This is a genomic window from Actinoallomurus soli (assembly GCF_024055715.1).
Classification (GTDB): Bacteria; Actinomycetota; Actinomycetes; order Streptosporangiales; family Streptosporangiaceae; genus Actinoallomurus; species Actinoallomurus soli.
In genome coordinates this window covers 41,877-52,957 of sequence record NZ_JAMXMV010000008.1, presented here as the reverse complement: position 1 = coordinate 52,957, position 11,081 = coordinate 41,877, and the positions used below count along the sequence as shown (strand labels likewise).

The 11,081-nt window shown below is 68.7% G+C and carries 9 protein-coding genes; 5 read left to right on the top strand and 4 right to left on the bottom strand.

All coding sequences use genetic code 11. The features are described 5' to 3' along the window. Positions 1-151: 151 nt before the first annotated feature. A complete protein-coding gene (locus NDW01_RS20875; protein WP_252822944.1) occupies positions 152-328 on the bottom strand; it encodes a hypothetical protein in 177 nt (58 codons plus the stop codon). Further along, complete coding sequence (locus tag NDW01_RS20870; RefSeq protein WP_252822943.1) at positions 325-606, bottom strand: hypothetical protein; 282 nt, start codon at positions 604-606, stop codon at positions 325-327. The genes NDW01_RS20875 and NDW01_RS20870 overlap by 4 nt, the downstream gene beginning before the upstream one ends. Positions 607-729: 123 nt before the next feature. On the opposite strand from NDW01_RS20870, the gene NDW01_RS20865 reads away from it, so the two are divergent. Both NDW01_RS20865 and NDW01_RS20860 read left to right on the top strand, forming a co-directional pair. Continuing rightward, positions 730-1,530, top strand: coding sequence for a helix-turn-helix domain-containing protein (locus NDW01_RS20865; RefSeq protein ID WP_252822942.1), 801 nt, complete (start codon positions 730-732; stop codon positions 1,528-1,530). Next, the gene (locus tag NDW01_RS20860; RefSeq protein WP_252822941.1) at positions 1,521-1,628 is read left to right on the top strand and encodes a DUF397 domain-containing protein; all 108 of its coding nucleotides are present in this window, start codon (positions 1,521-1,523) and stop codon (positions 1,626-1,628) included. The genes NDW01_RS20865 and NDW01_RS20860 overlap by 10 nt, the downstream gene beginning before the upstream one ends. Here NDW01_RS20860 and NDW01_RS20855 read toward each other — a convergent pair. After that, entirely contained in the window at positions 1,615-2,628 is a 1,014-nt protein-coding gene (locus NDW01_RS20855; RefSeq protein WP_252822940.1) for a hypothetical protein, read from the bottom strand. The genes NDW01_RS20860 and NDW01_RS20855 overlap by 14 nt on opposite strands. A 115-nt stretch (positions 2,629-2,743) precedes the next feature. Then, the gene (gene glgP / locus NDW01_RS20850) at positions 2,744-5,341 is read right to left on the bottom strand and encodes an alpha-glucan family phosphorylase (protein ID WP_252822939.1); all 2,598 of its coding nucleotides are present in this window, start codon (positions 5,339-5,341) and stop codon (positions 2,744-2,746) included. A 486-nt stretch (positions 5,342-5,827) separates the two neighbouring features. Between glgP and NDW01_RS20845 the strand changes: the two genes are divergently transcribed. Genes NDW01_RS20845 through NDW01_RS20835 form a run of 3 tightly spaced genes read left to right on the top strand, consistent with a single transcriptional unit; the run spans position 5,828 to position 10,993 of the window. Further along, a complete protein-coding gene (locus NDW01_RS20845; protein ID WP_252822938.1) occupies positions 5,828-7,834 on the top strand; it encodes an alpha-1,4-glucan--maltose-1-phosphate maltosyltransferase in 2,007 nt (668 codons plus the stop codon). Then, positions 7,831-9,570 carry a maltose alpha-D-glucosyltransferase gene (gene treS, locus NDW01_RS20840; RefSeq protein ID WP_406567746.1) on the top strand — a complete coding sequence of 580 codons (1,740 nt, stop codon included), beginning with the start codon at positions 7,831-7,833 and terminating at the stop codon, positions 9,568-9,570. The genes NDW01_RS20845 and treS overlap by 4 nt, the downstream gene beginning before the upstream one ends. A gap of 37 nt (positions 9,571-9,607) precedes the next feature. After that, positions 9,608-10,993 (top strand): maltokinase N-terminal cap-like domain-containing protein, encoded by a 1,386-nt coding sequence (locus NDW01_RS20835; protein WP_308211748.1) that lies wholly within the window; start codon positions 9,608-9,610, stop codon positions 10,991-10,993. Positions 10,994-11,081: the final 88 nt, after the last annotated feature.

Genomic DNA, 11,081 nt, shown 5'->3' with positions numbered 1-11,081 from the left:
GCTCTGCTCACCTCGGGTATGCACCTGGTACGGTCCAGTGCCTACTCGAGGTGAGCAGAGCAAAGGCCGGCGAAAGTGCATACGGCAGTGCTCGGGGCTCGGACGACCACGACTGAGTGGACATCACGAAAAAAGTGCCCCGGGGCCGCCATCATTCCGGATTGTGATGATGGCGCCCCAGCCCCGCCAAAAAGCGTTGCGCGAATTCCGGATATTTCCGGACCAGAATCTCGAGCTGCTGCAGTTCGGCGACCTGCGAGGCACCTCGGAACCGTAACGCGTCCAGGGTCGCGTAGAAGTCGTTGATCGCGCGTTGGAGGTCGTTCATCGATCTCCAACGCCCGGAGCGACGACGTGGGCGATGCGCCGCACGGCGAGATCGATGCTGGCGGCCGGGCAGATGGGCTCGCCCCAGCTCCACCACCACATCAGCCTCTCGTCGGCGTCCGGATGACACCGAATTGTCTCAGCAAGGCGCGAATGTACCCCCGCGTTGACGTGGACCCGAGTCGGGCTGATGACCGTGGCGACAAGACCCGCTTTCCCGCATTCTTCGGCCAGGCGCGTCACGAGCGTGTATACGTCACTTCTGTCGTTGATCGGCATGGATCATTCCTTCCGTCGATTCCTCGAACAGAATGCCGCCCGCCCCCTGTCCGTGGAACACTCAAAGGCAGCACAACGACCTGTACGGGAACGCATCCGCTTGTATGGAGGTGTGCGGCAGAAATGACCGGCAACCACCTGACACCGCGCGCCTTCATCGCCAAAGAGCTGCGTCGGGCACGCGAGCAGAAGGGAATGACCCAGGCGGCCCTCGCCAAAGCGATCTACGCGTCCGAGTCGCTGGTCGCGGCGTGGGAGTCGGGGCGACGGATCCCCAAGCCCAAGTACGTCCCTCCGCTCATCGAGGTGCTCGGGATCGACGCGATCCTCGCCCGGATGATCACCGAACTCGTGACCAGCGACGCCCCGGAATGGCTCGGGAGGTTGCTTGAGATCGAAGGACGGTCGTCATCACTGTCCACCTATCAGCCGCTTCTCGTACCCGGGCTGTTGCAGACCGGCGACTACGCGCGAGAAGTCCTTCTGCGATCCGGCAGGCACTATCCGGACGTCGACGAACTGGTCCAGGCGCGGCTGGACCGGCAGTCGATCCTGACCGCGGACGACGCTCCCCTGCTGGTCGCGGTCATGGACGAGTCGGTGCTCCGCAGGCCCGTCGGTGGCCCGGAGGTGATGCGCGAGCAACTCGCGCATCTGCTCGCCGTCGCCGAGCGGCCGGGCGTCGTCATCCAGATCGTTCCGAGCGGCGTGGGCGCCTATCCGGGCCTGGCGGGCGGCTTCCTCATCCTCGGCTTCGACGGCCGGGAAGCCGTCTACGTGGAGGACACCTTCAGCGGCGACATCATCGACGCTGCCGAGGACGTCGCTACGATGAAGCGGATCTGGGAGGCTTTGCGCGTTGAGGCCCTCCCTGGGAAACAATCGGTCGATCTGCTGGCGGAAGTGGCGAAGCAATGGACCTGACCAGCGCAATCTGGCGGAAGTCGTCCCGGAGCGGCACCGGTGAAACGTGTGTCGAGGTGACGTCCCTCGACGAGGGCACCGGGCTTACTGCATCGTGAAGCGCAGTGGGTGGTCGAAAGAGGCCGGGCAGCTGAACGCGTAGAGGGCGTAGCCGCGGCTGATGACGATCGACGTGGGCATGTTCGGGTTGGCCAGGGACTCGAACTCGCCGGCGGGATGTTCCGGCTCCTCGACGGGCCGCCAGCTCCCGCCGTACGGGCTCTCCCATTCGCAGGTGTCGATCGTGAGCAGTGGCTCCATGGCGCGGCCGCATTCGCAGACCATGGGTTCCGGGCCGGACAGGCTCCAGGAGGCGAAGCCGCCGACCTTCCAGCCGAGGGCGAGCGACAGCTCGCCCCGGTAGTCGTTCCCGGTGGCCTCCTCCCACTCCTTGATCCGCTCCTGCAGGTCCTCGGGAAGCAGTTCGACGTACTCGTACTCGGTGATCACTTCGGGATGGAGCACGCACGGCTCCGGCACGTAGTCGTCGTACTCCACGGTCGCGGGCTCCGGCTGGTCGGCCAGGACGGCGGTCACGTCGGACGCGCGGCGCCAGCGCAGGTGGACGGCGGGCAGGTACAGGTCGTGGTCGTCGTGCTCGTGCGGGCACCACAGGACCTGCAGCAGGTCCATGCCCTCCGGGCAGGTCAGTCCGGGGACGTCGCGGGCGTACAGCTGGGCCAGCGCCATCAGCGGCATCGGATCGGCCTTCGCGTCGTCCTCGTCCGTCGGCGGGTCCTCGGCGCGCTTCAGCTCGGCCTTCTCCTCGTCGGTGAGCTGCAGGGTCTCGCCTCGTCTGGTGCGGCCCCAGGCCCGTTCGAGGAGGCGCCGCCGCAGCCGGACACCTTCGGTCGTCACCATCCCGACGTGGAACTGCTCGCAGGTCGGCCAGGGTTCGTCCGCCGGCCACAGCAGCGGCCCGCCCACCGAGCTGTCCCCGGGGCCGGGGTCTCCCGGCCGTGGATGCAGGCGCGTCGCCGTACGACGGTGGGCGGCCAGCTCCGGGAACACCGTGGCGACGTCGACGGGCCGGGGCGGTGTGGTCCGAGATCGCGTCATCGGGACAACCTACGGCTTCGCCGGGCGGCGTACGGGGCGGATGCCGCAGCGGCGCAGTACCCGACGACGCGAACGTCCCCGAACCCGTTGCCGGGTCCGGGGACGTTCGTGGTGGTCAGCGCAGGTCGCCGTTGGTCATGCCGATCGGCGCCGGCGGCAGGGCGATCAGGCCCGTCTCCGCGCGGGAGGCCAGCAGCTCGTGCCGGGGCACGACGCGGACGCTGTACCCGAACGCTCCGGTCCGGTCCAGGGGGACCTCACCGGTGAAGCGGAACCGGCTCTCGCCGAGGTCCTCGGCCTGGTCGAGCTCGAGGTACGACGGCCCGACCAGGGCATCGTTGTCGTCGACCCGGCCGTACGCGACCTCGACGGCGACGTCGTCCGGACGCAGCTCGCCGAGCTGGACCGTGGCCCGTACGGTCAGGCGCGTGCCCAGGTGCGGGGTCTTGCCCGCGCCGGTGGACTCGACGTGCTCGACCGAGACGGACGGCCACGCCTTGGCGATCCGGTGCCGCCAGGTGGCGAGCGCCTTGGCGCCGGCGTTGCCGTCGGCGGACAGCCGGCGGGCCGAGGCGGCCGCCGGGGCGTACAGGTCCTGGACGTAGTCGCGGAGCATGCGCCCGGCGAGCACCTTCGGGCCGAGGGAGGCCAGCGTGTGCTTGACCATCTCCAGCCAGCGGCGCGGCATGCCCTCACCGGCGTGGTCGTAGAACAGCGTGGTGACGTGGTCCTCGATCAGCTCGTAGAGGGCCTGCGCCTCGATGTCATCGCGGCGGTCCGGGTCGTCGGCGCGGTCGGCGGACGGGATCGCCCAGCCGTTGTTGCCGTCGAACCACTCGTCCCACCATCCGTCGCGGATGGAGAGGTTCAGGCCGCCGTTGAGGGCGACCTTCATGCCGGACGTGCCGCAGGCCTCCAGCGGGCGCAGCGGATTGTTCATCCAGACGTCGCAGCCCTGGACGAGCGACTGACCGAGCGCCATGTCGTAGTCGGGCAGGAACACGATCCGGTGCCGTACGGCGGGGTCGTCGCTGAACCGGACGATGTCCTGGATCAGCCGCTTGCCGCCCTCGTCGGCCGGGTGCGCCTTGCCGGCGATGATGATCTGCACCGGGCGCTCGGGGTCGAGCAGGATCGACTTGAGCCGCTCCGGGTCGCGCAGCATCAGGGTGAGCCGCTTGTACGACGGGACGCGGCGCGCGAAGCCGATCGTCAGGACGTCCGGGTCGAGGGCGTCGTCGATCCAGGTGAGCTCGGCCTCGCTGGCGCCGCGCTGGCGCCAGGACTCCCGGAGCCGCCGGCGGGCGTCCTCGACGAGCCGGGCGCGCAGGGTGCGGCGGATGCGCCAGATCTCGGCCGCGGAGACCTTCTCGACGCCCTCCCAGCCGCGGCCGAGCTCGACGATGTCGGGCAGCTCGCGGCGGGCCAGGTCGATGATCTCGGGCGCGACCCACGTCGAGCCGTGGACGCCGTTGGTGATCGAGCCGATCGGGACCTCGTCGGTGTCGAACCCGGGCCACAGGCCGCCGAACATCTCGCGGCTGACGTGGCCGTGCAGCTCGGAGACGCCGTTGACGCGCTGGGCCAGGCGCATGCCCATGACCGCCATGTTGAAGACGGCCGGGTCGCCCTCTTCGTAGGACTCCGCGCCGAGCGCGAGGATGCGGTCGGCGGGCAGGCTGCCCTCTTCGTTGGAGCCGCCGAAGTAGCGCTCGATCAGCTCGCGCGGGAACCGGTCGATGCCGGCCGGGACCGGGGTGTGGGTCGTGAAGACCGTGCCGGCGCGGGTGGCCTCGAGGGCCTCGTCGAAGGTCAGGCCGTGGTCGTCGATGTACTCGCGGATGCGCTCGAGGCCGAGGAAGCCGGCGTGGCCCTCGTTGGTGTGGAACACCTCGGGGGCGGCGTGGCCGGTGATGCGGGAGTACACGCGGATGGCGCGGACGCCGCCGATGCCGAGCAGCATCTCCTGGAGCAGCCGGTGGTCGGTGCCGCCGCCGTAGAGGCGGTCGGTGACGTCACGGGCGATCGGGTCGTTCTCCTCGACGTCGGAGTCGAGGAGGAGCAGCGGCACGCGGCCGACGTTCGCGACCCAGATCTGGGCGTGGAGGGTGCGGCCCTCGGGGAGGCCGACGCCGACCCGCGCCGGCGTGCCGTCGGCCTCGCGCAGGAGCGTGAGCGGAAGCCCGGCCGGGTCGATCGGGGGGTAGCGCTCCTGCTGCCAGCCGTCCGGCGACAGGGACTGGGAGAAGTAACCGTGGCGGTACAGCAATCCCACCCCGACGATCGGCACGCCGAGATCGCTGGCGGTCTTGAGGTGGTCACCGGCGAGAATTCCCAGGCCACCGGAGTACTGCGGCAGCGCCGCGGCGATGCCGTACTCCGGGGAGAAGTAGGCGATCGCCGTGGGAGCGTCGGTGAGCGTCTGATACCAGCGCGGGGCGGTGACGTACTCGCGGAGGTCGTCGACGGCGTCGCCGAGAGCACGCAGGAAGCGCCGGTCACCGGTGAGAGCGGACAGCCGCTCGGGCGAGACCTCGCCGAGCAGGCGCACCGGGTCGTGCCGGGTCGCCTCCCACAGGTCCGGATCGACCGACTCGAAGAGATCGAGTGTCTCCGGATGCCATGACCAGCGCAGGTTGAGTACGAGCTCCTCGAGCGGCTGGAGCGGCTCGGGCAGGACGGAGCGGACGGTGAATCTGCGGATCGCCTTCACGTGCGGCGACACTAATCGGTCCGGACCGGTGCTCGCGACCTTAACCCGCCCGGCGAGCCACATCTTGGCCGCGACTTGGCGCCGAAAACCTTCACGGCTAGGTCCGAAATGCGAACTAGTTCCCCGAGTGCGAGGATGGGAGCGACAAGGCGGCGAGGGTGCCCCGACCTCTTCGAGCCGAGGCATACCGGGTACGCGTCGCGCCCGGCGCCTCACCCGCGGCGATGAAACAATCCGAGCGCGGACGGAGGTCGGCGCGCGCGGTCACCGAACGCGGCGATCCCGGGCGTTACCGGACGCAGCAGCACAGTCACCACTCCTGCGTGACGAACTCTGTTTCACACCCACGAAACCGGCAACGGAGACGTTATGCGCCAACCCACGCCGAGCACCCCCACCCCCTCCGGCGGCAGCAAGCCTCAGAAAAGATCAGAGCTTTCCGAAGAACAGGGTGATCGCGGATCCGCGTCTGTACGCTCCCCTGCGATGATCGGACGCATTCCCATTCTCGACGTGCAGCCAGTGATCGACTGCGGACGCTGGCCCGCCAAGGCCGTTCCCGACGAGGAGTTCGAGGTCGGCGCCACCGTGTTCCGCGAGGGCCACGAGATGCTCGGCGCCGGCGTCGTCCTGCGGGATCCGGAGGGCCGTGTCGGGCCGCTCGTCCGCATGTCCGAGGTCGCCCCCGGCACCGACCGGTACGCCGCGTGGGTGGCCCCGGCCACGACCGGGCTGTGGCACTTCCGGGTGGAGGCGTGGGGTGATCCGATCGCACACTGGCACCACGACGCCGGTATCAAGATCCCGCGCGGTCAGGACACCGAGCTGATGCTCGAGGAGGGCGCCCGGCTGTTCGAGCGGGCGACGGCCGCCCTGCCCAAGGGGAAGGTCGGCGTGCCGAAGAAACGGGCCGCGCTGACCGCGCTGGCCCGTACGCTCCGGGACCGGACGATCCCGCCGATGACGCGGTTCGAGGCGGCGGAGGCACCGGAGATCCGCGCGGTCCTCGACGAGCACCCGCTGCGGGATCACGTCACGACCTCGGAGTGGCATCCGCTGATCGTGCACCGGGAGCGGGCGCTGTTCGGATCCTGGTACGAGTTCTTCCCCCGGTCCGAGGGCGCGACGTACGACCCGATGGGCTACCGGGCACCGCAGTCGGGAACGTTCCGAACGGCGATGAGGCGGCTCCCGGCGATCGCCGAGATGGGCTTCGACGTCGTCTACCTGCCCCCGGTCCACCCGATCGGCCGGCAGTTCCGCAAGGGCCCGAACAACACCCTGCACGCCGAGCCGCACGATCCCGGCTCGCCCTGGGCGATCGGCTCGGAGGACGGCGGCCACGACGCCATCCATCCCGAGCTTGGAACGTTCGAGGACTTCGACGCCTTCGTCGCCCGCACCCGTGAGCTGGGCATGGAGGTCGCGCTCGACCTGGCCCTGCAGTGCTCGCCGGACCATCCCTGGGTGGGCAAGCACCCCGAGTGGTTCACCACGCGCGCCGACGGGACCATCGCCTACGCGGAGAACCCGCCGAAGAAGTACCAGGACATCTACCCGCTGAACTTCGACAACGACCCCGAGGGGATCTACGAGGAGGTCGAGCGGGTCGTACGCCTCTGGATGGCGCACGGCGTGCGGATCTTCCGGGTGGACAACCCGCACACCAAGCCGGTGGCGTTCTGGGAGCGGCTGCTGGGCAGCATCGCCGCGACCGACCCGGACGTGCTGTTCCTCGCCGAGGCGTTCACCCGCCCGGCGATGATGCACACCCTCGGCAAGATCGGCTTTCACCAGTCGTACACCTACTTCACCTGGCGTAACAGCAAGGACGAGCTGGAGGAGTACCTCCGGGAGCTGTCGGGCGCGGCCGCCGCCTACATGCGGCCGAACTTCTTCGTCAACACGCCGGACATCCTCCACGAGTACCTCCAGCACGGCGGGCCGCCGGCGTTCGCGATCCGCGCCGTCCTCGCCTCGACGCTGTCGCCGACGTGGGGGGTCTACTCGGGCTACGAGCTGTACGAGAACACCCCCGTACGGCCGGGCAGCGAGGAGTACCGCGACTCGGAGAAGTACCAGTACCGGCCGCGTGACTGGGAGGCGGCCGAGCGTGAGGGACGCAGCCTGGCGCCGCTCATCGAGACGCTGAACTCCGTGCGGCGGGCGCATCCTGCGTTGCACAGGCTGCGTGACCTACGATTCCACCATGTCGACCAGCCCGAGCTGATCTGCTACTCCAAACGCGTGTCGGACGGCTCCGATCGCCTCGGAGACGTCGTGCTGGTCGTCGTGAATCTCAACCCACATCAGGTTCGCGAGGCGACGGTCCATCTCGACCTGCCCGCGCTCGGACTCGACTGGTCGGACGAGTTCGTCGTCACCGACGAGCTCTCCGGCGAGTCGTATCGCTGGCGGCAGGCGAACTACGTACGCCTTGACCCCCACACCCGGCCTGCCCACATCTTCACGGTCTCGAGAGGCGAGAGTTGACGCAGTTGGATCCCCTACCCGGAGTCGGCCCCGTCGAGCCGGTTCCCGACACGTTCACGCGTGAGACGCCCAACGAGCCTCACTGGTACAAGAACTGCGTTTTCTACGAGGTTCTGATCCGGGGGTTCTACGACTCCACCGGTGACGGCACCGGTGACATCCGGGGCCTCACCCAGAAGCTGGACTACCTGCAGTGGCTCGGCATCGACTGCATCTGGTTGCTGCCGATCTACGAGTCGCCGCTGCGCGACGGCGGGTACGACATCAGCGACTTCATGAAGATCCTTCCGGAGTTCGGCGACCTCGGCGACTTCGTCGAGCTGGTCGAGGAGGCGCACAAACGCGGCATCCGCGTCATCGCCGACCTGGTCATGAACCACACCAGCGACCAGCACCCGTGGTTCAAGGCGTCGCAGGAGGACCCCGACGGGCCGTTCGGGGACTTCTACGTCTGGTCCGACACGGACGAGGCGTACAAGGACGCCCGGATCATCTTCGTCGACACCGAGACGTCGAACTGGACGTACGACCCGGTGCGCGGCCAGTACTACTGGCACCGGTTCTTCAACCACCAGCCGGACCTGAACTTCGACAACCCCGCGGTCCAGGACGCGATGCTGGAGGTCCTGCGGTTCTGGCTGGACCTCGGCATCGACGGGTTCCGCCTGGACGCCGTGCCCTACCTGTACGAGCGGGAGGGCACCAACTGCGAGAACCTCAAGGAGACCCACGACTACCTCAAGCGGGTCCGGGCTGAGGTCGACCGGCTGTACCCCGACCGGGTGCTGCTGGCCGAGGCGAACCAGTGGCCCGCCGACGTCGTGGAGTACTTCGGCGACCCGGCCACGGGCGGCGACGAGTGCCACATGGCGTTCCACTTCCCGGTCATGCCGCGCATCTTCATGGCGGTCCGCCGGGAGCAGCGCTACCCCATCTCCGAGATCATGGCGCAGACGCCGAAGATCCCGGAGAACGCCCAGTGGGGCATCTTCCTCCGCAACCACGACGAGCTGACGCTCGAGATGGTGACGGACGAAGAGCGCGACTACATGTACTCCGAGTACGCCAAGGACCCGCGGATGAAGGCCAACATCGGCATCCGCCGGCGCCTGGCGCCGCTCCTGGACAACGACCGCAACCAGCTGGAGCTGTTCACGGCCCTGCTGCTGTCGCTGCCCGGCTCGCCCGTTCTCTACTACGGTGACGAGATCGGCATGGGCGACAACATCTGGCTGGGCGACCGCGACGGCGTGCGGACGCCCATGCAGTGGACCCCGGACCGCAACGCCGGCTTCTCCAGCTGTGACCCGGCGCGGCTGTACCTCCCGGTCATCATGGACCCGATCTACGGGTACCAGGCGATCAATGTGGAGTCGCAGCAGAACAACACCGGGTCGCTCCTGCACTGGACGCGCAAGATGATCGAGATCCGCAAGCGGCACCCGGTCTTCGGCGTCGGCGACTACACCGAGCTGACCGCGTCGAACCCGAGCGTGTTGGCGTTCGTGCGGGAATACGGTCAAGATCGCGTGTTGTGCGTCAACAACCTCTCGCGCTTCCCGCAGCCGGTCGAGCTCGACCTGCGGCGGTTCGAGGGGGCCAACCCCGTCGAGTGCATGGGAGGAGTGCAATTCCCCACGATTGGGGAGCTCCCGTATCTTCTGACGCTTCCTGGGCATGGTTTCTACTGGTTCCTCCTGTCCCCGAGCCCCGGGGGTGATGGCGAAGCGCCATGACGTGCAAACAGGAGGCACAGGCGAGGTGACATAGTCAGTGCTGTTGGAACGACTCGACGATCTGTTGGTGAACTGGCTCCCGCGCCAGCGGTGGTTCGCGGGCAAAGATCGGAGGATCGACGGGATATCCGTCGTCTCCGACACCGAGCTCGTCGAGGGCGATCCCTCGCTGCACCATCTGATCATCGCCGTGCACCAGGAGGGGGGCTCCGACCGGTACCAGGTGCCCCTCGGAGTTCGCAGCGAGCTGCCCGGCCGTCTCAAGTACGCCGCGATCGGGCAGCTCGACAACGGATCGTGCGTCTATGACGCGGTCCACGACCCCCTGCTGACCCGGGTCTGGCTGGAGAACATGGCCGGCAACGTCGACGTCGGCCCGCTGACCTTCCGCTCCATCACCGGCATCGACACCGACCTGCCGAGCTTCGCCAGCCCCGCCGAGCAGAGCAACACCTCGCTGATCTACGGCGACGCCTACATCTGCAAGCTCTTCCGCCGGCTCACCCCCGGCATCAACCCCGACCTCGAGGTCAGCATCGGCCTCGCACGTGCCGGCAGCAAGCACGTCCCCGAGCTGTACGGCTGGTTCTCCAGCGACCTCGGCGGCACACTGTCCACGCTCGCGATGATGTCGGAGTTCCTGCGCAGCGGCACCGACGGCTGGCAGCTCGCCGGCACCAGCGTCCGCGACCTGTACGCCGAGGCCGACCTGCGTGCCGACGAGGTGGGCGGCGACTTCGCCGCCGAGTCCGAACGGCTCGGCGCGGCGACCGCCGACGTCCACCGGGACATGGCCAACGCCTTCGGCACCGGTGAGATGACCCCGGCCGAGGTCCGCGCGGTCGCCGAGCGGATGCACGAGCGACTCTGTGAGACCTGTGAGGTCGTCCCGCAGCTCCGGCCGTACGCCGGACGGCTCACCGACGCCTTCGACGCGCTGGCCGAGCTCGACGAGCCCCTCGTCGTGCAGCGCGTCCACGGTGACTACCACCTCGGCCAGGTCATGCGGACCGACTCGGGCTGGATGCTGCTGGACTTCGAGGGCGAGCCCGTCAAGTCTCTGGAGGAGCGCCGGGCGCCCGCCCACCCGCTCCGCGACGTCGCCGGGATGCTGCGCTCGTTCGACTACGCGGCCCGTCACCTGCTCGTCAACGGGCAGACCTTCCGCGGCGACCGCGACCAGCTGGAGTACCGCGCCCAGGAGTGGGCCGACCGGAACCGCGCCGCCTTCTGCCACGGATACGCCGAGGCCGGCGGCGTCGACCCGGCCGCGCACGAGGTGATCCTGCGGGCCTTCGAGTTCGACAAGGCCGTCTACGAGGTGATGTACGAGGCCCGCAACCGGCCCTCCTGGCTGCCCATCCCGCTGGGGTCGATCGCCGCCCTCAGCACCCGCCCGGAGTCCGGCTACCTGGCCTCCTGACGCGCGCGCTCATCCCGTGTCCTCCGCCGATCGAAGATCCGGACCCAGCGAGGATTAGCCGACGCTCGTCGGGCAGGCTTAGGGAGAG

What these genes read in the sequence shown, in the direction of transcription:
- NDW01_RS20865 (WP_252822942.1), top strand. Translation starts at nt 730, where the DNA reads ATGACCGGCAACCACCTGACACCGCGCGCCTTCATCGCCAAAGAGCTG.
- NDW01_RS20860 (WP_252822941.1), top strand. Translation starts at nt 1,521, where the DNA reads ATGGACCTGACCAGCGCAATCTGGCGGAAGTCGTCCCGGAGCGGCACC.
- NDW01_RS20855 (WP_252822940.1), bottom strand. Translation starts at nt 2,628, where the DNA reads ATGACGCGATCTCGGACCACACCGCCCCGGCCCGTCGACGTCGCCACG.
- NDW01_RS20875 (WP_252822944.1), bottom strand. Translation starts at nt 328, where the DNA reads ATGAACGACCTCCAACGCGCGATCAACGACTTCTACGCGACCCTGGAC.
- NDW01_RS20845 (WP_252822938.1), top strand. Translation starts at nt 5,828, where the DNA reads ATGATCGGACGCATTCCCATTCTCGACGTGCAGCCAGTGATCGACTGC.
- NDW01_RS20870 (WP_252822943.1), bottom strand. Translation starts at nt 606, where the DNA reads ATGCCGATCAACGACAGAAGTGACGTATACACGCTCGTGACGCGCCTG.